This is a genomic window from Methylocystis sp. sgz306128 (assembly GCF_056032725.1).
In genome coordinates this window covers 25,143-46,288 of record NZ_JBVYWO010000012.1, presented here as the reverse complement: position 1 = coordinate 46,288, position 21,146 = coordinate 25,143, and the positions used below count along the sequence as shown (strand labels likewise).

The following is a 21,146-nucleotide window of genomic DNA, read 5'->3' as shown; positions in this document are numbered from 1 at the left end:
CTTTCGTCGTATCAGGATTGACCATGTCCCTGCACCCTGCCCTCAAAGCCGTAACCGACCGCATCATCGAACGCTCGAAGCCCTCGCGTTCAGCCTATCTGGAGCGCATGGAGCATGCCGCCCGGCACGGCAAGAAACGCGGCGCGCTTGGCTGCGCCAATCTGGCCCATGGCTTTGCCGCCTGCGGCCCTGACGACAAAGCCGCCATCCGCGCCGGCGAGACGCCCAACATCGGCATCGTCACCGCCTTCAACGACATGCTCTCCGCGCATCAGCCCTATGAGCGCTTCCCCGACCTCATCAAGGCAGCGGCACGTGCTGCGGGTGGCACAGCGCAGGTGGCGGGCGGCGTGCCCGCCATGTGCGACGGCGTCACGCAGGGCGAGGCCGGCATGGAGCTTTCGCTGTTCTCGCGTGACGTGATCGCCATGGCGACCGGCATTGCCCTCTCGCATCAGATGTTCGACGCCGCCATGCTGCTCGGCGTCTGCGACAAGATCGTTCCCGGCCTGGTCATCGGCGCGCAGGCTTTCGGCCATCTGCCCGCCGTTTTCGTGCCTGCCGGGCCGATGACATCCGGCATGTCCAACGACGAGAAGACCCATATCCGCCAGCTTCATGCCGAAGGCAAGGTTGGCCGTGCCGAATTGCTGGAGGCGGAAGCGCGCTCCTATCACGGCCCCGGCACCTGCACATTCTACGGCACGGCCAACACCAACCAGATGCTGATGGAAATCATGGGCCTGCATCTGCCCGGCTCGTCCTTCGTCAATCCGAACACGCCCCTGCGCGACGCCCTCACCAGCGCAGCCACCCGGCGCGCGCTCGAGATCACGGCGCAAGGCAATTCATATACGCCCTTGTGCCAGGTCCTCGACGAGCGCGCCTTCGTCAACGGCATTGTCGGGCTGAATGCAACCGGCGGTTCTACCAATCTCACCATTCATCTCATCGCCATGGCGGCAGCGGGCGGCATTCGCCTGACCTGGGCGGATTTCGCCGATATCGCCAATCTTGTGCCGTTGCTTGCCCGCGTCTATCCCAACGGCAAGGCCGACGTGAACCATTTCCACGCTGCGGGCGGCATGGGCTTCCTTATCCGGGAACTGCTCGCCAAGGGGCTGCTGCATGACGATGTGCGCACCATCGCCGGCGAGGGACTTAGCCTCTACACGCAAGAACCACGCCTGAATGCCTCGGGCGATGTGCATTGGGTGGACGGTCCGCAGACAAGCGGCGACCAGACCGTTCTGCGCCCCGTGACGGAGCCGTTCCAGACCAATGGCGGCCTGAAGGTGCTGCATGGCGCACTCGGCACCGGCATAGCCAAAATCTCGGCCTGTCCGCCGGACAGGCTGGTCATAGAGGCCCCCTGCCGCGTCTTTCACGATCAGGAAAGCGTGCAGAAAGCCTTCCGCGCCGGAGAACTGGACCGCGACGTGATCGTCGTCATGCGCTTTCAAGGCCCGAAGGCCAATGGGATGCCGGAACTTCACAAGCTGATGCCGCCGCTCACCGTGCTGCAGAACAAAGGCTACCGGGTGGCTCTTGTCACCGACGGACGCCTGTCCGGCGCTTCGGGCAAGGTGCCCGCCGCCTTGCATGTCACGCCCGAGGCCGTCGACGGCGGCCCCATTGCGAGATTGCGGGACGGCGACATGCTTCGCCTCGATACGATCAACGGCCGTATCGACGTGCTTGTAGCCGCCGATATCTGGGACACGCGCGAAGCCGTGACCGCCGACCTGACGGAATCAGGTTTTGGCGTCGGACGGGAACTCTTCGCCGCTTTCCGCGCCAATGCCGGCCGCGCCGATCAGGGGGCCGCGATATTCAACTGATTTAAGCCTATCCCTCTTCCAAAGGAAGGCGGCAAAGCTCACACCCCGCCTTCTCCCTCAGGGAGAAGGCGGGGATAAGGGCAGATCACATTGCGAACACCCTGATGATTTCGGCAATAGTCAGTGCCGCGATGATCTCCGGGCGCTTATCCCTTACATCATGCCCGCCAATGGGACAGGTCAGGCGCGCCAGTTGCGCCGCGCTGCCGCCGCTCTGGAGGAACCAGCCGGAGAAGCGCGCTTTTTTCGTGGCGGAACCGATCATCCCCACATAGGCGGCGTCATCGCGCTTGAGCGCGGCTTCCGCAATTGCGTAATCGAGCGCGTGGCTATGGGTCAGAATGATGAATGCTGTGTCCGGCGGCGCCCCGGCCACCCATTCGCGCGGTTGCTCAAGCCGCAGCATGGCAAGGCCAGCTGGCACTTCACCCGATATTGCCGGGCGGTCGTCAATCAGCACGGTGCTGAAAGGCAGAAGCGAAAGCTGGCGGCATAAGGCCAGACCCGTGTGGCCTGCGCCAAAAATCGCGACCACCGGCTGCCGCTGCGCCTGCACAAGCTCGCGCGCAGCCAGCGCCGTCGCATCGGCCGTCTGTGCCCTCCAGAGCTTGAGCGTCACCCGCCCGCCGCAGCATTGGCCCAGATGCGGCCCCAGATGCAGCACGACCTCCCGCTGCATCTCTCCGGTCGAAATCATCTCCCGCGCCAGATCGATGGCATGAAACTCAAGCTGGCCGCCGCCGATGGTGCCAGAGGAGGCCTGCGCGCTCACCAGCATCAGCGCACCTTGTTCGCGCGGGGTCGAACCGTCGGCCCCGATGATTTCAACAAGGACTGCAGGCTCGCCCTGCGCGAGCAGAGCAGCAAGATGGCGCGATGGACTCATCTCGCCAACGCCCGTATCCGGCCAGCACCAAAGGACCCCGGGCCGGCTCCCCTTCCCCCGCGCGGTGAAAGGAGCGTGTATCGCGCGGCTCTGCTCACTTCGCCTTCAGAGCCTCGATGGCATTAAGCACGGCTTCCGGCGTTGCGGGCGGATCAAGGCGCGGACAATATTTGTAATCCGCGACGCTGGCCACGGCATCGGAAAGCGCATGCAGAACAGACATGGCCAGCATCAGCGGCGGCTCGCCCACGGCCTTGGATTTATGGATCGTATCCTCGTGATTTTCGATGCCATGCGCGAGTTCAACATTGAAGATGCGCGGAATATCCGACGCGACAGGGATTTTATAGGTGGACGGCGCATGAGTGCGCAGGCGGCCGCGCTCATCCCACCACAATTCCTCGGTGGTGAGCCAACCCATGCCCTGAATGAAGCCGCCCTCGATCTGGCCCCTGTCGATCGCCGGATTGATGGAGCGCCCGACATCATGCAGGATATCGACGCGCTCGACCTTGTATTCGCCGGTCAGCGTATCGACCGCAACTTCTGCGACCGCCGCGCCATAAGCAAAATAATAGAACGGATGGCCCTTGCCCGCCGCACGGTCCCAGTGGATTTTCGGCGTCTTGTAAAAACCGGTGGCTGAAAGCTGCACCCGCGCCATATAGGCCGCCTTGACCAGAGCGGCAAAGCTCATCACCTCGTCGCCCACGCGCACCTCATTGGCGGCGAAGACTATTCTGTTGCGCGGAACACTCCATTTGCTCTCCGCAAAGGCAATCAGACGCTCCTTGATCGCGAGAGCCGCGTTCTGTGCCGCCTTGCCGTTGATGTCCGCACCAGAAGAGGCGGCCGTCGCCGATGTGTTGGGAACCTTGCCGGTATTCGTCGCCGTGATGCGGATGGACGCCAGATCGACATCGAACGTGCTGGCCACGGCCTGCGCCACCTTGAGATGCAGGCCCTGCCCCATCTCCGTCCCGCCGTGATTGATCTGAATTGAGCCATCCGTGTAGACATGCACGAGCGCCCCGCCCTGATTGTACCAGGTGGCTGTGAAAGATATGCCGAACTTGACCGGCGTCAGCGCGATGCCGCGCCTGATCACGGGGCTTCGCGCATTGGCTGCGCGCAGCGCCGCCCGGCGCTCGGCGTAATGGCTGTTTTTCTCCAGATCGCGCACCAGCTCATGGATGATATTATCGCTCACTTCCTGATGGTAGGGCGTAATGTTCTGGCTGAATGTGCCATAAAAATTGACCTTGCGGATGTCCAGCGGGTCCTTACCCAGAGCAAAGGCCACCTCCTCGATCACACGCTCGGCCCCCACCATGCCCTGCGGCCCGCCAAAGCCGCGGAAGGCGGTGTTTGACACGGTATGCGTGCGCAAAGGTTGCGAAACGGCACGCACCGCAGGATAGAAATAGGCATTGTCGCAATGGAACAAAGCGCGATCCGTCACCGGGCCGGACAGATCGGCGGAAAAGCCGCAACGCGCGGCATAGGTAAAATCTACGGCCTCGATCCGGCCTTCGTCGTCGAAACCCACTTCATAATCGACAACAAAATCATGTCTCTTGCCGGTGATGATCATGTCGTCGTCGCGGTCTGGCCGGCACTTTGCCGCCACGCCATATTTCTTCGCGGCCAGAGCGGCAACCGAGGCAAAAAGATTGGATTGCGTTTCCTTGCCGCCAAATCCGCCGCCCATACGCCGCACTTCCACAGTGACATTGTTCGAGGGAACGCCCAGAACATGCGCCACCATGTGCTGCACCTCGCTCGGATGCTGCGTCGAGGAATAAACGGTCACGTCGCCGTCCTCGCCCGGCACCGCCAGCGCGATATGGCCCTCCAGATAAAAATGATCCTGCCCGCCGATTTTCATCGAGCCTTTAAGACGGTGCTTCGCCTGTGCCATCGCCAACGCGACATTGCCGCGCTCCAGCCTGAGCGGCGCCGTGACAAGATCGCCTCCGGCGGCGCGGGCCGCAGCCACATCCAGATGCGCGGGCAGATCCTCGTAAACGACATGCGCCTTTTGTGCGGCGCGGCGCGCGGCCTCGCGCGATTTCGCCACCACCGCAAATATCTGCTGGCCATGAAACATGACGCATTCCGTCGCAAAAACCGGCTCGTCATGCAGCCCCACGGGACAAATATCATTTTCACCGGGGATATCCTGCGCTGTCAGGACGCCGACCACGCCGGGATAAGCCTGCACATCCGAGAGGTCCATGCTGACAATCCGGGCATGGGCGCGGTCGGAAAGACCAAAACAGACATGGACGAGACCATTTGGCTCGGGCATGTCATCGATATAAACGGCATCGCCCGCCACGTGCTTGTGCGCGGAATCATGGTAGGGCGCCTGCCCCATCGCCCCATCGATCGCCTTCATTGTCACTTCGTCACGCATGGCGGCCTCCCATCCGTGTCACGCGGGCTTCAACCCCGGGCTCCAGCGTCTCCATCGCAAAGCGCCGGATCAGATTGCCAGCCACTTTCAGCCGGTAGTCCGCCGTCGCGCGCATGTCGGTGAGCGGTGTAAAATCAAGACTGAGCACAAGAGCCGCATCGGACGCGCTCGCGTGCCCCCATGGCTTGCCGATCAGGCTCGCTTCGGCAGCGCGCGCCCTTTTGGGAATGGCGGCCATACCGCCGAAGGCCAGATACGCCTTCTTCACGATGCCATCGGCCAGTTCAAGCCGGAATGCGCCGCAGAGCGCCGAAATATCCTCATCAAACCGCTTGGATATCTTCGACACATGAAACAGCGCCGCCGGATCAAGCCGCGGCACTTCGATGCGCGCCAGAAATTCGCCTTCGGCGCGATCCTGCTGTTTGTAACCGATGAAAAAATCATCAAGAGCGACGACGCGCTCGGCTTCGCCCCTGCGCAAAACGAGGCGCGCACCCAGAGCGAGCAGCACTGGCGGCAGGTCGCCGATGGGCGAACCATTGGCAATATTGCCGCCGATCGTGCCGCTGTTGCGCACCTGTTCGGAGCCAAAACGCCGCAGAACCTCGGCAATATGCGGGTGCTGGCGGCCCAGCACCGCCTTGACCTCGCCGAGCGGCACCATCGCACCAAAAACAATCTGAGAGGGACTCTCGCTGATCCGCCGCAATTCATCGACCCTGTTGAGCGCGATCACCGGATCAGGCTGCCGGAATCCCTTGGTGACCCATAATCCGACATCCGTTGCGCCGGCCACCAGAGTAGCCGTAGGGTTCTGAGCATAAAGACGCGCCAGTTCGTCGATGCTTGCCGGCACGAATAGCGTTCCACCCTCACCCGACATGTGTACGCCCGAATGATCGCGCAGCGCCAGCAGGCGCGATTCCACGTCCGCCCGGCTCTGAATGAAACGATCCTCGTCCCGCGCGCCGAACTCATACATGTTGAGCGCGGCATCTATGATCGGACGATATCCGGTGCAGCGGCAGAGGTTGCCGGCAAGCGCATCTTCTATCCGCGCCACATGCGGATGCACCTCGTTAAGCCAGAGCGCAAATAGCGACATGACGATGCCCGGCGTGCAAAAGCCGCACTGCGAACCATGAAAGGCCACCATGGCGCGCTGCACCGGATGAAGCGCGCCATCCTGTTTGAGATGTTCGACGGTCCAGATCTGGCACCCGTCGAGCATCGGCATGAAGGTGATGCAGGCATTCACGGCGCGATAGGTCAGCCGGTCATGTTCAACGCGTCCCACAACAACGGTGCAGGCGCCGCAATCCCCCTCGTTGCACCCTTCCTTCGTGCCTTTTTTCTGCCGGTCGAGCCGGAGCCAGTCGAGCAGCGTGCGCGCGGGCGGGCAGGCCCCGAGCTCCACAAGATCATCGCCGAAGTAAAACCGCAGAGTTTGGCGCATCGTCGTCCTTTCCGGAGCAAATCCGGACTATCCTGCCACGCTTCAAGCCACCGCAAAGAACAAAGCGCGAAGAAGGACTTTCAAATTTTTGGCCCAAATCTGCCGCGTTCTGTCGTAGCCGAACGGTGATTTCTCGCGTTAGTATGGCATAGCCTTTGCAAATGCCAAGCATAAGACAATGCCAGGCTTGCCGGAAGCTGCATCGTTTCCGGCCAGGCTCAGAAGCAGCAACGCGGGTTCAATATGGGTGGAATGTCTCAACGCGCGATACGCGCCCGGCTGTTTTGGTTTGAAGGCGACCCTGCTGTGCAGGGCGATGCCGCTTACCGCTATATCGAGGACGGCATGCTCGTCATCGAGAATGGCATGGTCAGGGCTGCCGGCGAGGCTTCGGCGCTGCGCTTCGAACTGGACGAAAGCACCCAGATCATCGACCATCGCCCGCATCTCGTGATGCCCGGCTTCATCGACACGCATATTCATTTTCCGCAGACGCAGGTCATCGCCTCCTATGGCGCGCAACTGCTCGAATGGCTCAATAAATATACATTCGTCGAGGAACAGCGTTTTGCTGACCCGCTGCATGCCGAGATGGTGGCAAAATTCTTCATCGACACCCTGCTCAACCACGGCACCACCACTGCCGTTTCCTATTGCTCGGTACATCCCGAGTCGGCTGAGGCCTATTTCGCCGAAGCCGCCGCCAAAAATGTGCGCATGCTCGGCGGCAAGGTGATGATGGACCGCAATTGTCCGCCGGGCCTGCGCGATACGCCGCAGCGCGGCTATGACGAGACAAAAACCCTGATCGAAAAATGGCACGGCAGAGGCCGCCAGCTCTATGTCATCAGTCCGCGCTTCGCCATCACATCGAGCCACGAGCAACTGCTCGCGTCCGGCGCACTGAAAAACGAATTCCCCGATTGCTATGTGCAGACGCATATTTCTGAAAACCTGAAGGAAATCGAATTCGTTCAGGAACTCTTTCCGCAGGCGAAGGATTACACCGACGTCTATGACACCTATGGCCTGCTGGGCGAAAAATCGCTTTTCGGCCATTGCATTCATCTCTCGGAGCGCGAGCTTGCGCGCTTTTGCGAGACAAAGAGCGTCGCTGTCTTCTGCCCCACCTCAAACCTCTTCATCGGCTCCGGTCTGTTCAACTGGAAAAAGACCGAACAGGCCGGCGTGCGCATCGCCATGGCGACCGATGTCGGCGGCGGCACGTCCTATTCCATGCTGCAAACCGCAGCCGAAGGCTACAAGGTGCAGCAATTGCTGGGACACAGCCTCTCGCCGCTCATGGCCTTTTACACGATGACGCTCGGCAATGCCCGCGCGCTCGGTCTCGAAGACCGGATCGGTTCGTTCAAGCCGGGCATGGAGGCCGATTTCGTCGTGCTCGACGCCCGCGCCACCCCCGCCATGGCGCATCGCATGGAAAGGACACAGCACCTCTGGGAAGAACTGTTCGTGCTCATGACACTGGGCGACGACCGCGCCATTCTCGAAACCTATGTCATGGGCGAACGTCACAGCCCGCTGCTGGAACACACATTATGAACCTCTGGATCAAAGACCCGCTGGCCATATTCGCCGACAATGCCGCGCGCGGCATTGTTGTGGCCGATGGCCGGATTGTCGAATGCGTGGCTGCCGGCGCCGGGCCGGTCACGCAGGTTGATCAGGTGTTTGATGCTTCCCGCCATGTGGTGCTGCCCGGCCTGATCAACACGCATCACCATTTCTACCAGACGCTGACCCGCGCTCATCCGCAGGCGATCAATAAAGAACTTTTTCCCTGGCTCAAGGCGCTCTATCCGATCTGGGCGCGCCTGACGCCGGAGACGTTCCGCATTGGCGTGCGGCTTGCCCTGAGCGAGCTTCTGCTCTCCGGCTGCACCACGGCGGCAGATCATCATTATCTGTTCCCGGCGGGACTGGAAAACGCCGTTGATATTGAAGCCGATGAGGCCAGACAGCTTGGCATCCGCATGACCATCACGCGCGGCTCAATGAACCTCTCGCAAAAAGACGGGGGCCTGCCGCCTGACAGCGTAGTGCAGACACAGGATGAAATCCTTCAGGATTCCGAGAGGGTTCTCAACCTGTTTCATGACCGTGCGCATGGGTCCTACACGCAGATCGGCCTTGCGCCCTGCTCGCCGTTTTCCGTCACCAAAAGCCTGATGCAGGCCAGCGCCGAACTGGCCGCAAAATACGACGCACCCTTGCACACGCATCTGGCCGAAACCACTGACGAGGAAGACTTCTGTCTGGCCACATACGGCTGCCGCACTGTGGATCTGCTCGAAGAAACCGGATGGCTCGGCCCCCGTACATGGTTGGCGCATGGCATCCATTTCAACAACGCCGAAATCTCCCGTCTTGGCAAACATGGTGTTGGCATCTGCCATTGCGCCACATCCAACATGGTGCTGGCCTCCGGCATATGCGCCACAAAGGAACTGGAGGCGGCAGGCGCAGCAGTGGGGCTCGGCGTCGACGGCTCAGCCTCGAACGACTCGTCCAACATGATGGAAGCGGTGCGGCATGCTCTGATGATCGGCCGCCTGAAATATGGCGCAGCCGCTGTCACGCATCTCGATGTTCTGCGCTGGGCGACACAAGGATCTGCCCGCTGTCTGGGGCGTGCCGACATTGGCGAAATCGCGGTTGGCAAATGCGCCGATCTCGCGCTGTTCACGCTGGACGAGCCGCGTTTTTCCGGAGGGCATGATCCGCTCGCAACCCTCGTGCTATGCGGCGCGCACCGCGCCGACCGCGTGATGGTGGGCGGCCAATGGCGGGTGGTTGATGGCCATGTGGCGGGGCTGGATCTGCCAAAACTGCTGGCCGACCACGCCAGCGCGGCGAGAGTGTTTGCATGAGGGCCCTCTTCCCAACTTTCTCCCAAGGAGAGAAGCACCGGTTCCATTCATCCCCTCTCCCTCAGGGTGAGGGATAAACAAAACGGAGATCAAATGGGACGCCTGTCAACCCACGTCTTGGACACAGCCAGCGGCAAGCCTGCCGCGCACATGCGCGTTGCGCTTTATGCACTTAATGGCGAAGCCCGCACGCTGCTGCTGGAGACCCGCACCAATCAGGACGGCCGCACCGACGCGCCGCTGCTGTCGGGTACCCTGAAAACCGGCATCTACGAACTGGTGTTCGATGTCGCGGATTATTTTGCGACACAGGGCGCCAACCTGCCGCAAACACCGTTTCTGTCCACTGTGCCCCTGCGCTTCGGCATTTCGGATTCCGAAGGCCACTATCACGTCCCGCTTCTGGTCTCACCCTGGAGCTATTCCACCTATAGAGGCAGTTAAATGAGCACTTCCTACCCCCGCGACATGGTCGGCTACGGCCGCAACCCGCCTTTCGCCAATTGGCCGAACAAAGCCCGCATCGCCGTGCAGTTCGTCATCAATTACGAAGAGGGCGGCGAAAACAACATCCTGCATGGCGACGCCGCCTCGGAAGCGTTTCTGTCCGAAATTGTCGGCGCGGCACCCTGGCCCGGCATGCGCCACATGAACATGGAATCAATCTATGAATATGGCTCACGCGCCGGATATTGGCGTCTCTGGCGCATGTTCACGCAGCGCAAGATGCCGGTCACTGTTTATGCCGTGGCCTCGGCTCTTGGCCGCTATCCGGAAATCGTCTCCTCCATGCATGAGGCCGGCTGGGAAATCGCGACGCACGGCCTTAAATGGATCGATTACCGCGACTACAGCCGCGAGGCCGAAATGGCCCATATACAAGAGGCCATACGCCTGCATACCGAATTGTGCGGCTCACGCCCGCTGGGCATGTATCAGGGCCGCTCGTCGCTCAATACGCTTGACCTCACGGCGGAAGAAGGCGGCTTCGTCTATGCCGCAGACGCCTATGCCGATGAACTGCCCTATTGGATGAAAGGTGCCAAAGGCCCGCAGCTCATCGTGCCCTACACGCTGGACGCGAACGACATGCGCTTTGCCACCCCGCAGGGCTTCAACAGCGGCGACCAGTTCTACGCCTATCTGAAAGACAGTTTCGACACGCTTTACGCCGAGGGCGACACCGCACCAAAGATGATGTCGATCGGCCTGCACTGCCGTCTTGTCGGGCGTCCCGGCCGCGCGGCTGCCCTCGCCCACTTCCTCGATTATGTGCAGGGACATGATCGCGTATGGGTGGCGACGCGTCTCGACATCGCCCGTCACTGGATAAAACATCATCCGCCACAGGGCGGGTACAGGCCGTCAAACATGGGGCCGGCGCTTTTCCGCGAGGTTTACGGCGATGTTTTCGAGCATAGCGCCTATCTCGCCGACATGGTTTATGCGGCGGGCCTCGATGCGCGGCACGACACCGCCGGCGGCCTTCATGCGGCCTTCGTCGCGGCTTTGAGAGGCACGCGCCCGGATCAGAAGCTTGATCTGATCAAGGCGCATCCGGATCTCGCGGGCAAGCTGGCGTTGGCCAACAAGCTCACCGAGGACTCAACAAAAGAGCAAAGCTCTGCCGGGCTCGACCGCCTCTCGGCTGAGGAATTAAGCGAATTTACGGCGCTAAACGACTCTTACAAAAGCAAATTCGGATTTCCGTTTATTTTTGCCGTGAAGGGAAAAACCAAAGCCGACATTCTGAGCGCGTTTAAAAGCCGCCTGAACAACAGCGCCGAAGCCGAGATGGCCGAAGCCCTGACGCAGATCGAGCGCATTGCCCTGCTGCGCCTTCAGGACAGGCTGCCGTCATGAGCGATCCCTACCTCCCACTGACCGGCCCGCAGCTTCAGGCCCGGGTCGATGAACTCGCCACCCTGACGGATGAGCCGGACGAACTCACTCGGCTTTATCTCTCGCCCGCCCATGGGCAGGCAATCGCGCTTGTCACGCGCTGGATGAACGAGGCCGGGATGAGCACCCGCGTCGATGGCACCGGCTCGGTGCGCGGCATTTACAGGTCAGCTGACAACAATGCAAAAACGCTCGTGATCGGCTCGCATATCGACACGGTGCGAAATGCCGGCAAATATGACGGCAATCTGGGCGTGATCACCGGCATTGCCGTGGTCGACAGCCTGCACCGTCAAGGCAAGAGGCTGCCCTTCCATATCGAGGTCGCCGCATTCGGGGATGAGGAAGGCGTGCGCTTTCCTTCAACCTTGAGTGGCTCGAAAGCGCTGGCGGGAACCTTTGATCCCGGATGCCTCGACGACGAGGATGCCGATGGCATCACGCGCCGCGCCGCCATGGCAAAGCTCGGCATCGATCCGACAGGAATTGCCGGGGAAGCGCTCGATCCCTCGGCAACGCTGGGCTATGTCGAGCTGCATATCGAGCAGGGCCCGGTCTTGCAGGACAGGAATCTCGCGCTCGGCATCGTAACCGCCATAAACGGCGCAAGCCGCGGCACCATCACCATCAGGGGCATGGCCGGCCATGCCGGAACGCTGCCGATGTCCATGCGCAAGGATGCGCTCTCCAGCGCGGCGGAGATCGTGCTGGCCGTGGAGGAGATTGCCCGTGCAACTCCCGATCTCGTCGCCACCATCGGCCGCATTGAAGTGCCGGGCGGCGCGGTCAATGTGGTGCCGGGCGCGGTGAAGCTGTCGCTCGACGTGCGCGCGCCGCAGGATGAGGCGCGGCTCAGGGCGCTGGACGCCATAAAGGCGGCAATCGCCCGCATCAGTGCCAGTCGCGGCACGACCGCGAAGCTCGACATCAGCTACGACGCTGCCGCGACACCTTGCGATACGGGCCTTATGAGGCAGTTCGACGACGTTTTCGCCCGGAACCAGTTGCCCGTCTTTCATCTGCCCAGCGGCGCAGGGCATGACGCCATGGCCTTTCGCGGTCGCATTCCCATGGCCATGCTTTTCGTGCGCAACAAGGATGGCATCAGCCATAACCCCGAGGAATTTGCCGCCATGGAGGATATCAGCCTCGGCGCGCGCATTCTTCATGATTTCGTCCAGTCTCTTCAAGGAAACGTTCAATGACCATTGCCCTCGACGGCCACACGCTCAGTTCCAAAAAGGTGGTGCAGATCGCCCGCCCCTCTTCATCGGGCCGTTATGAAAAGGCGACGCTCGCGCCCAAGGCCAGAGACAGGATCGCCGCAACACGCGCCTATCTCGAGGCCAACTGGATGCATGACGAAGCGCCGATGATCTATTCGTTCAACACCGGCGTCGGCCTGTTCAAGGATACGCGGGTCGCCATGAGCGACATGGCCGAATATCAGATCAAGAGCATTTTTGCCCATGCCACAGGCATCGGCGAACCCTTCGCTGAAGATGTCACCCGCGCCACGATGCTGCTGCGCGCCAATGCCTTTGCCTCCAATTATTCCGGCCCACGTGTCGAGGTGGTGGAGCGCCTGCTTGCCTTTCTCAATGCCGGCCTCCATCCCGTCATCCCGCAGAAGGGATCGGTCGGCGCATCCGGCGACCTTGCGCCGCTCGCGCATATGAGCGGCGCGCTCTGCGGCGTGCCGGAAGCTGAGATCATCTATAAGGGCAGGCGCATGCCCGCGCGCGCCGCCATCCAGAAGGCCGGCCTCACGCCTGATTTCACGCTCGGCGCCAAGGACGCCTCGGCCCTCATCAACGGCTCGACCGTCTCGCTGGCTCTGGCCGCGCTCGCCATTGAAGATGCCAAGCGCCTGCTCAAGCTCTCGGATATCGCCGTATCGCTGACGCTGGAATGCCTGCGCGGCGAACTTGCCGCCTTCGATCCGCGCGTCCACAAGGCGCGCCCGCATCCCGGACAGGCCAAGACGGCTGCCAATATCCTGAAACTGACACAGGACTCCAAGCGCTGCTCGGAAGCCGCCCGCATGACCGTTTATCCGGAAGAAAGCCGCGCTCCGGGCACCAAGCCCTCGCCACGCATTCAGGATGTCTATTCGCTGCGCTGTGCGCCGCAGGTGCACGGGCCGGTGCGCGAGGCTCTGGATTATGTTGACGGCATCGTCGGGCGCGAGATGAATTCGGCCACCGACAATCCGCTGATTTTCGAAAATGGCGACAGCACCTATAGCGTTATTTCCGGCGGCCATTTCCACGGACAATATATCGCTCAGGCTATGGATGTGCTGGGCATTACCATCGCCGACCTTTCCTCCATTTCCGAGCGCCGTCTCGCCCGCCTCATCGACCCCACCATGTCCTATGGCTTGCCGCGCAACCTGCTTGCCGGCAAGAAAGGGCTCAACACCGGCTTTGCCACCGTGCAATGCTCGATGTCGGCGCTGGTGATGGAAAACCGCCATCTGGCCAACCCCGGCTCGGTGGACTCAATCCCCGGCAAGAGCAATGCCGAGGATCACGTTTCCAACTCCACCTATTGTGGACGCAAGGCCCGCACCATCGTTGAAAATGCCGAAATGGTCATTGCCGGAGAAATCCTGATGAGCTGTCAGGCGCTCTCGCTTATCGAGGATCTGGCCAAGGATCATCCCATCGGCATCGGCACACGCGCCGCTCTGGAGGCCGTGCGCAAGGAAATTGAACCCGCGCTTTCCGGCGACCGCTGGTATGCCACGGAAATGAACCAGGCCATCAATCTCGTGCGCTCAAACCGGCTGATCGACGCGGTGGAGCAGGCCGTGGGCAAGCTGGGTTAATAGCCTGAGACAGAGCCGTCATGGCCGGACTTGATCCGGCCATCCACGCAAAAACTGTGGATACGCGGGTCAAGCCCGCGCATGACGGCTTCACCTGCTCCCTCACACTGAGCCTGTCGAAAGGCGGGGGAGCGGGCAAACGAAACCATCGCTGCCTTCGATGAGCGCGCTGTCGACGTTCCCCATCCTGTTTCGTCATTGCGAGGAGGCGAAGCCGACGCGGCAATCCATTTTAAACTGGATTGCTTCGCTTGCGCTCGCAATGACGCTGGAGCGCAGCACAAAAGACATTAACGCTTTTGAACTTCACCACTATCGACGACGCTTCCCGTCTGTGCATCTGCGCGCTATACACATCTCATGCGGTTCCCACCCCACCTACTTGATGAAATTCGCGCGCGCCTGCCCGTCTCCGAGGTGGTTGGCCGGCGCGTGAAATTGCGCAAGCAGGGCCGCGAATGGGCCGGTCTCTCGCCCTTCAATGCGGAGAAGACGCCGAGCTTTTTTGTCAATGACCAGAAGGGATTCTATCACGATTTCTCTTCCGGCCGGCATGGCGATATTTTCAAATTCCTGCAGGAAACCGAGGGTCTGAGCTTTCCCGAGGCGGTGGAGCAGCTTGCAGGCTGGGCCGGTGTCGATCTGCCAAAGGCCACGCCGGAAATGGCCGAGGCCGCCGAGCGCCGCAAGGATCTTTATGACGCGACGGAGGCCGCTTGCCTCTATTTTGAAGGCAAACTGCAGACCGCCGCAGGCGAAGCCGCCAGAGCCTATCTGGCCAAACGCGGCATCAGCCTTGAGACGCAGGCGGAGTTCCGGATCGGTTTTGCGCCGGATGCGCGCGACGGACTGAAAGCCCACCTGCTCGCCAAGGGCTTTACCGAGGACGAATTGCTGCGCGCCGGACTGACGATCGCGCCCGACGACGGGCGCGCGTCCTATGACCGCTTCCGCGGGCGGCTGATGATTCCCATTCAGGATTCGAAGGGCCGTGTCGTGGCCTTCGGCGGGCGCACTCTGCTTCCCGATGGCAAGCCGAAATATCTCAATTCCTCCGAGAACGAATTGTTCCACAAGGGCAGCATGGTATTCAACGCCCATCGCGCCCGCCCCGCCGCGCATGAACTTGGCACGGCGGTTGTGGTGGAGGGCTATATGGACGCCATCTCGGTCTATCAGGCGGGGTTCAAGGCCGTGGTGGCCAGCCTCGGCACCGCCTTCACCGAAGATCAGATTCAGACGCTCTGGCGCTTTGCCGCCGAACCCGTCATCTGCTTTGACGGCGACCGGGCGGGCACAGCCGCCGCCTTCCGCGCCATAGACCGTATCCTGCCGGTGCTGAACGTCGGCAATTCCTTTTCCTTTGCCTTCCTGCCCGCCGGGCAGGACCCGGATGACCTGATCAAGAGCGGCGGGATTGAACGGTTCAGGCAGGTGCTGAACGAAGCCAAGCCGCTCTGGGACGTGATTTGGCAGCGCGAGACGACGGGGGTCGCCGTGCAGCGTCCCGAGCAGCGCGCCATGCTGGAAAAGAAGCTTTTCGAACTGCTGAGGGAAATCAAAGAGCCGACATTGCTCAAACATTTTCAGAGCAAGGCCGGCACGGCGCTGCGCGAGCTTTTCCGCGCCAGTGATTTCAAGCCCTGGGAACCGCGCCAGCGCGGCAACCGCGCCGCCCCCGGCGCACCCGCCAGCGTGCCTTCCTCAGTCCGGCAGGATGACGCCGAACAGACGCTGCTTGCCCTTTGCATCGCCTATCCCGAACTGGGGCGCCGCTACCGCCACGATCTGGCCCGGCTGGCGCTCAGGGGCAGCACGGGTGACGTCAGCCACGATGCGCTGCTGCATGAAGTGCTGCATCTCTACGACGAATTCGAGCCCGCCACCGCTTCGGCGCTTTATGCCCATGCCGAACCGACCTTTGCGGCGGCATTTGATGCGGTGCATGGCAAGGGCGACGAGACCCGCCCCTACGGGTACCGGCTGACAAAGCTCTATCAGGTTCTGGCGGCGGAGCCTTCCGGCGAATTCATCGAGCGCTTTTTCCGGCTGTTCCGCGACAAGATCACCCTGCGCCTGCTTGAAGAGGAATTGCGCGCCATGGTGAGCGTGTTCGACGGCGAGGACGAGGCCGCCATGCTGCGCATCACCAGCTTCCGTGCCGAGCTTCACCGCCTGCAGGACACCATCCACAGCATGGATATGGAACTTGGCGAGGAAGCAGCGCTGTTTCTGGGGCAGAGCCTCGAGGGCTAGCCCGCCGCTCTAACCCGCGGCGCAGCATTTACGGCCATTTCACCACGGGCGGCATGGATGACAGGATGCTGTCGACATTGCCGCCGGTCTTGAGGCCGAAAATCGTGCCGCGGTCGTAAAGCAGGTTGAATTCCACGTAGCGGCCACGGCGCACGAGTTGCTCGTCGCGGTCGGCCTCGCTCCATCCCTCATGATAATTGCGCCGCACGATCTGCGGGTAAATCTCCAGAAAAGCCTCGCCCACGCCGCGGGTGAACGCAAAATTCTTTTCCCAGTCGCCTTCGAGATAATCGTAGAAAATACCGCCGATGCCGCGCGGCTCATTGCGGTGTTTCAAAAAGAAATATTCGTCGCACCATTGCTTGTAGCGCGCATAATCGGCGCCGTGGCTGCCGCACACGCGCTGCATGGCTGCATGAAAGGCGATGGCGTCTGCATCCGTCTGCACGCGCCTTCGGTCCAGCACCGGCGTCAGATCGGCCCCGCCGCCAAACCATGCCTTGGACGTCACGACGAAGCGCGTGTTCATGTGCACAGTCGGCACATTGGGATTGCGCGGATGCACGATGAGCGAAATCCCGGCGGCCCAGAAGCGCGGATCGCTTTCAGCGCCGGGAATCTGCCGGGCAAATTCCGGCGCGAAGGTGCCGTATACGGTGGATGTATGCACACCCGCCTTCTCGAACAACCGGCCATGCAACATGGCCATGCGGCCTCCGCCGCCCGGTGCGCCGTCATGGTTTGTCCGCGTCCAGGGCGTGACGACAAAATTTCCGGGCCTGACCGATTCTGCGAACGGACCCTGACAATCGAGCTCCAGCCGCTCCAGCGCCGCCAGAATAAGCTCCTGCAATTCCATAAACCACGCGGCGGCCTTGCCCTTGCGCTCTTCAAGCTCATCCATGATCCATCTCCCCAAAACCGCCGGTCTGGCGCATGGCTTCACCCAAAACCATGGCCGCTGCAAGCGCAATATTCAGCGAACGCATCTCCGGCTGCATGGGAATGAGAACCCGCGCATCCGCTGCCGCGTGCACGTCCTCCGGCACGCCTGCGGACTCGCGGCCCAGAAGCAGCACATCGTCCGGGCGGAAGGCAAATTCCGTGTAGGGCTGAGCGGCCTTGGTGGACAGCAGGATCAGCCTGAACCGGGGCTGCACCGCTGCGCGGAACGCTGTCCAGGATATATGCCGCTCCAGATGCACGCGGTCGAGATAATCCATGCCGGAGCGGCGAAAGTGCCGGTCGGATGTCGGAAAGCCTGCAGGCTCGATAATATCCGCCCCCACGCCGAGGCACGCACACATGCGCAGAATGGTGCCGCAATTTTGTGGAATATCAGGTTGATAGAGCGCTATGCGCAATGAACTCGCCACCGGGTCGCCTCTTGCAGGGGAACAGAAATTTCCGGCCGAAAATTGCCAGTTTTTGTGGACAAGTCCAGCCGCTTGCACTTGTATAGCGCATAATACGCACTACATATCTGCAAGGTCTTGACAAATAAGCATTTATCTGACAGCGCAAAGAGCAGAGTATAATCGCGCGTGAGCATTATCCGGCGGGGGTGGCAAATTCCCTCCGGAATGACGAACAGGCCACGTGATGAGAAGCGAAGCGGTTGATATGCATCCGGATGCAATCCGATCTTTATGAATGGAAGGTTCGAATGGTTAACCGGCGCTTAAACAAGATGAATCCACATTAGGCTCCCGAATCGTAACGCAGGCTGACTTTGTCGGCTGATGTGCGGTTCAGGGAACCATAAACTGTCCCATTGGCAGATGAGCAGGCGCGTGGCGCATTCGCATCGGCAGGAGTTAGAGTGAACATGGCGAATAAGGCAGCAGAAAAAGACGAAACAGCGGAACTGGAAACATCCTCCGCAGATAGTCCATTGCTTGATCTTTCCGATGCCGCCGTCAAACGGATGATCAAACTTGCCAAGAAGCGCGGTTTTGTCACCCATGAGGAGCTGAACGCCGTTCTCCCCTCGGAAGAGGTCTCCTCCGACCAGATTGAAGATATTTACGCCATGCTCAACGATATGGGCATCAGCGTCACCGACGGCGAGGAAGCCGACGAGGTCGAGCGCCCGGCCGAAAAGGCCGAGGAAGACGATGAGGAGACCGTCGAGGGCGGCGATCTGGTGGAAGCATCGCGCTCAACGGCTGTCGCCACAACAAAATCCGAACCCACTGACCGCACCGACGACCCCGTGCGCATGTACCTGCGCGAAATGGGCTCGGTGGAGTTGCTCTCGCGTGAAGGCGAAATTGCCATTGCCAAGCGCATAGAGGCCGGCCGCGAGGCCATGATCGCCGGCCTGTGCGAAAGCCCCCTGACCTTCCAGGCCATCATCATCTGGCGCGACGAACTCAACGACGGCAAGGTGCTGCTGCGCGACATTATCGATCTTGAGGCCACCTATGCAGGACCGGACGGGCGCAATACGCCCAAGATCGACATGACCGCGCCCGGCGCGCAGGAGGCGCTGGCCGCCCGCGCCGCAGCCGCGCCCACCGCGCCGCGCAATCCGCCCCCCGGACTCGATGGCGAGGACGGCGAGCGCCCGCTCGGCGAGGAAGTTTTCGAGGATGAGGACGATATGGAAAATTCCGTATCGCTCTCGGCCATGGAAGCCGAACTCAAACCCAAGGTGCTCGAGACCTTCGACCGCATCGCCGACACCTACAAGAAACTGCGCCGCCTGCAGGACCAGAATGTCGAGAACAAGCTCAAGAACGAGGCCCTGACCCCGGCGCAGGAGCGCAAGTACAAGGCGCTGAAAAAGGATATCGTGCAGGACGTCAAGAGCCTGTCGCTGAACCAGAACCGCATCGATGCGCTGGTGGAACAGCTTTACGACATCAATAAACGCCTCATCGGCCTTGAGACCAGACTGCTGCGCCTGTGCGAAAGCTATGGCGTGTCGCGCGAGGACTTCCTCAAGAATTATCAGAATTCCGAACTCGACCCCAAATGGGTGCTGCGCGTCTCCAAGCTCGGCTCACGTGGCTGGCGCGAACTCATCGCGCAGGATAAGGACGGCGTGAAGGATCTGCGCACGGCCATTCACGACCTTGCCACCGAGACGGGCCTTGAGATTCAGGAATTCCGCAAGATCGTCCATATGGTGCAGAAGGGCGAGCGCGAAGCCCGTCAGGCCAAGAAGGAAATGGTCGAGGCCAACCTGCGTCTCGTTATCTCCATCGCAAAGAAATACACGAACCGCGGCCTGCAATTCCTTGATTTGATTCAGGAAGGCAATATCGGCCTGATGAAGGCCGTCGATAAATTCGAATATCGCCGCGGCTACAAGTTCTCGACCTATGCCACATGGTGGATCCGGCAGGCCATCACCCGCTCCATCGCCGATCAGGCCCGCACCATCCGCATTCCGGTGCACATGATCGAGACGATCAACAAGATCGTGCGCACAAGCCGCCAGATGCTGCATGAGATCGGCCGCGAACCTACACCGGAGGAACTGGCCGAAAAGCTGGCCATGCCGCTCGAAAAGGTGCGCAAGGTGCTGAAAATCGCCAAGGAGCCGATCAGCCTTGAAACGCCGATCGGCGACGAGGAAGATTCACACCTCGGGGATTTCATCGAGGACAAGAACGCGCTGCTGCCCATCGACGCGGCGATCCAGTCCAACCTGCGCGAAACCACCACGCGTGTGCTGGCCTCGCTCACGCCGCGCGAGGAGCGCGTGCTGCGCATGCGCTTCGGCATCGGCATGAACACCGACCACACGCTCGAAGAGGTCGGCCAGCAGTTCTCGGTGACGCGCGAACGTATCCGCCAGATTGAGGCCAAGGCGCTGCGCAAGCTCAAGCACCCGAGCCGCTCGAGAAAGCTGCGCAGCTTCCTGGATAATTAGTCTCTCCCCCACCCCTCATCCTGAGGCTCTCGAAGGATGCGGGGTGGGCCGCAACTTCATGCTAAGACGCTTGCAAGCTGGCGCTTCAGCATGATGGTTGTGTTATGCAAAGCCCCTCACACCAACCGCGCCGCCACACCTGTGTCCCGCGTCCAGCTCCAGAATGTGAGCAGCGGCTTATCCAGCGTTTTGGTGGCATGGACAACATGGGGCGGATGCCAGATCGGTGTGCCAGCCGCACGCTCGATCAAATCCGAATCTCCCTTGCGCCAGAGCGCGCCACCGGTCAGCGGCCAATAGAGTTCGGGCGCCGGGTGGTGGTGGTCGAGATAATGCCGCCGCGGACCGAGCATCAGCAACCCGAGAAGAAAATCGTCACCCTTGAAAAAGCCGCGCGGTCCTATGATCTCGCACCAGCCATAATTGGCGGTGAACCCATCGCCCAACAGTTCATCCGTATAGGAACTAGACTGCATCCACTGTAAATCCGGCGCAAGATCCGCGATACTGGCGGCAATCTCCCGATCAAACGGGGCAGCCGCGTCCAGGCGTTCCTCCAGAAAACGCACGACCTCCAAAGATTTCGGATGAACCGTCCGCGCCTCCTCAAGGTCTTGCTGATCAAGCCGCGCCAGCACTTCATGTACGCCCTCACCCCGAAAAGTTGAAAGGCGAGCTTTGAACGCCCCGATGAGCCGGAGTGCGCGCGCAGCTTTTGCTGCTGTTTCATGTGTCGTCATCATGGATGCAACATGCCGGTAAAGCTGACAGGTTGC

The 21,146-nt window shown here is 61.1% G+C and carries 15 protein-coding genes; 9 read left to right on the top strand and 6 right to left on the bottom strand.

Annotation, left to right across the window (positions count from 1 at the left end; all coding sequences use genetic code 11):
• Positions 1-23: 23 nt before the first annotated feature.
• On the top strand, positions 24-1,841 hold the full coding sequence (gene edd / locus AC0N03_RS14850) for a phosphogluconate dehydratase (RefSeq protein WP_474289596.1): 1,818 nt from the start codon (positions 24-26) through the stop codon (positions 1,839-1,841).
• Positions 1,842-1,926: 85 nt separating this feature from the next.
• Here edd and xdhC read toward each other — a convergent pair whose 3' ends face one another.
• From xdhC to xdhA, 3 genes are all read right to left on the bottom strand, one after another.
• Positions 1,927-2,727, bottom strand: a complete 801-nt coding sequence (gene xdhC / locus AC0N03_RS14845; protein WP_474289595.1) for a xanthine dehydrogenase accessory protein XdhC — start codon at positions 2,725-2,727, stop codon at positions 1,927-1,929.
• A 94-nt stretch (positions 2,728-2,821) separates the two neighbouring features.
• On the bottom strand, positions 2,822-5,146 hold the full coding sequence (xdhB, locus tag AC0N03_RS14840; RefSeq protein ID WP_474289593.1) for a xanthine dehydrogenase molybdopterin binding subunit: 2,325 nt from the start codon (positions 5,144-5,146) through the stop codon (positions 2,822-2,824).
• Positions 5,139-6,605, bottom strand: coding sequence for a xanthine dehydrogenase small subunit (gene xdhA / locus AC0N03_RS14835; RefSeq protein ID WP_474289592.1), 1,467 nt, complete (start codon positions 6,603-6,605; stop codon positions 5,139-5,141). The genes xdhB and xdhA overlap by 8 nt, the downstream gene beginning before the upstream one ends.
• A 252-nt stretch (positions 6,606-6,857) precedes the next feature.
• Here xdhA and guaD point away from each other — a divergent pair, with 252 nt between their 5' ends.
• The 7 genes from guaD to dnaG all read left to right on the top strand — a co-directional run bounded on the left by guaD (position 6,858) and on the right by dnaG (position 16,487).
• Positions 6,858-8,168 (top strand): guanine deaminase, encoded by a 1,311-nt coding sequence (gene guaD / locus AC0N03_RS14830; protein ID WP_474289591.1) that lies wholly within the window; start codon positions 6,858-6,860, stop codon positions 8,166-8,168.
• A complete protein-coding gene (locus AC0N03_RS14825; protein ID WP_474289590.1) occupies positions 8,165-9,496 on the top strand; it encodes an 8-oxoguanine deaminase in 1,332 nt (443 codons plus the stop codon). The genes guaD and AC0N03_RS14825 overlap by 4 nt, the downstream gene beginning before the upstream one ends.
• Positions 9,497-9,589: 93 nt before the next feature.
• Positions 9,590-9,940: a hydroxyisourate hydrolase gene (gene uraH, locus AC0N03_RS14820; RefSeq protein WP_474289589.1), complete on the top strand. Its 351-nt coding sequence runs from the start codon at positions 9,590-9,592 to the stop codon at positions 9,938-9,940.
• Complete coding sequence (puuE, locus tag AC0N03_RS14815; protein WP_474289588.1) at positions 9,941-11,359, top strand: allantoinase PuuE; 1,419 nt, start codon at positions 9,941-9,943, stop codon at positions 11,357-11,359.
• On the top strand, positions 11,356-12,603 hold the full coding sequence (locus AC0N03_RS14810) for an allantoate amidohydrolase (protein WP_474289587.1): 1,248 nt from the start codon (positions 11,356-11,358) through the stop codon (positions 12,601-12,603). Before puuE ends, AC0N03_RS14810 begins: the two co-directional genes overlap by 4 nt.
• Complete coding sequence (locus AC0N03_RS14805; RefSeq protein WP_474289586.1) at positions 12,600-14,231, top strand: HAL/PAL/TAL family ammonia-lyase; 1,632 nt, start codon at positions 12,600-12,602, stop codon at positions 14,229-14,231. The genes AC0N03_RS14810 and AC0N03_RS14805 overlap by 4 nt, the downstream gene beginning before the upstream one ends.
• 360 nt (positions 14,232-14,591) lie before the next feature.
• Positions 14,592-16,487: a DNA primase gene (gene dnaG, locus AC0N03_RS14800; RefSeq protein WP_474289585.1), complete on the top strand. Its 1,896-nt coding sequence runs from the start codon at positions 14,592-14,594 to the stop codon at positions 16,485-16,487.
• Positions 16,488-16,515: 28 nt separating this feature from the next.
• Here the strand turns inward: dnaG and hemF are convergent, their stop codons facing one another.
• On the bottom strand, positions 16,516-17,391 hold the full coding sequence (gene hemF, locus AC0N03_RS14795) for an oxygen-dependent coproporphyrinogen oxidase (RefSeq protein WP_474289584.1): 876 nt from the start codon (positions 17,389-17,391) through the stop codon (positions 16,516-16,518).
• Positions 17,384-17,851, bottom strand: a complete 468-nt coding sequence (locus AC0N03_RS14790) for a tRNA (cytidine(34)-2'-O)-methyltransferase (protein ID WP_474289638.1) — start codon at positions 17,849-17,851, stop codon at positions 17,384-17,386. The genes hemF and AC0N03_RS14790 overlap by 8 nt, the downstream gene beginning before the upstream one ends.
• A 464-nt stretch (positions 17,852-18,315) precedes the next feature.
• Between AC0N03_RS14790 and rpoD the strand changes: the two genes are divergently transcribed.
• Positions 18,316-20,370 carry an RNA polymerase sigma factor RpoD gene (rpoD, locus tag AC0N03_RS14785; protein WP_474289583.1) on the top strand — a complete coding sequence of 685 codons (2,055 nt, stop codon included), beginning with the start codon at positions 18,316-18,318 and terminating at the stop codon, positions 20,368-20,370.
• A 116-nt stretch (positions 20,371-20,486) separates the two neighbouring features.
• Here rpoD and AC0N03_RS14780 read toward each other — a convergent pair whose 3' ends face one another.
• Positions 20,487-21,113, bottom strand: a complete 627-nt coding sequence (locus AC0N03_RS14780; RefSeq protein WP_474289582.1) for a dimethylsulfonioproprionate lyase family protein — start codon at positions 21,111-21,113, stop codon at positions 20,487-20,489.
• Positions 21,114-21,146 lie beyond the last annotated feature (33 nt).

Bases quoted from the DNA above. Each gene is read 5' to 3' on its own strand.
- AC0N03_RS14780 (WP_474289582.1), bottom strand. From the start codon at position 21,113: ATGATGACGACACATGAAACAGCAGCAAAAGCTGCGCGCGCACTCCGG.
- xdhB (WP_474289593.1), bottom strand. From the start codon at position 5,146: ATGCGTGACGAAGTGACAATGAAGGCGATCGATGGGGCGATGGGGCAG.
- uraH (WP_474289589.1), top strand. From the start codon at position 9,590: ATGGGACGCCTGTCAACCCACGTCTTGGACACAGCCAGCGGCAAGCCT.
- xdhC (WP_474289595.1), bottom strand. From the start codon at position 2,727: ATGAGTCCATCGCGCCATCTTGCTGCTCTGCTCGCGCAGGGCGAGCCT.
- edd (WP_474289596.1), top strand. From the start codon at position 24: ATGTCCCTGCACCCTGCCCTCAAAGCCGTAACCGACCGCATCATCGAA.
- xdhA (WP_474289592.1), bottom strand. From the start codon at position 6,605: ATGCGCCAAACTCTGCGGTTTTACTTCGGCGATGATCTTGTGGAGCTC.
- guaD (WP_474289591.1), top strand. From the start codon at position 6,858: ATGTCTCAACGCGCGATACGCGCCCGGCTGTTTTGGTTTGAAGGCGAC.
- AC0N03_RS14805 (WP_474289586.1), top strand. From the start codon at position 12,600: ATGACCATTGCCCTCGACGGCCACACGCTCAGTTCCAAAAAGGTGGTG.
- rpoD (WP_474289583.1), top strand. From the start codon at position 18,316: ATGGCGAATAAGGCAGCAGAAAAAGACGAAACAGCGGAACTGGAAACA.
- AC0N03_RS14825 (WP_474289590.1), top strand. From the start codon at position 8,165: ATGAACCTCTGGATCAAAGACCCGCTGGCCATATTCGCCGACAATGCC.
- hemF (WP_474289584.1), bottom strand. From the start codon at position 17,391: ATGGATGAGCTTGAAGAGCGCAAGGGCAAGGCCGCCGCGTGGTTTATG.
- AC0N03_RS14810 (WP_474289587.1), top strand. From the start codon at position 11,356: ATGAGCGATCCCTACCTCCCACTGACCGGCCCGCAGCTTCAGGCCCGG.
- puuE (WP_474289588.1), top strand. From the start codon at position 9,941: ATGAGCACTTCCTACCCCCGCGACATGGTCGGCTACGGCCGCAACCCG.
- dnaG (WP_474289585.1), top strand. From the start codon at position 14,592: ATGCGGTTCCCACCCCACCTACTTGATGAAATTCGCGCGCGCCTGCCC.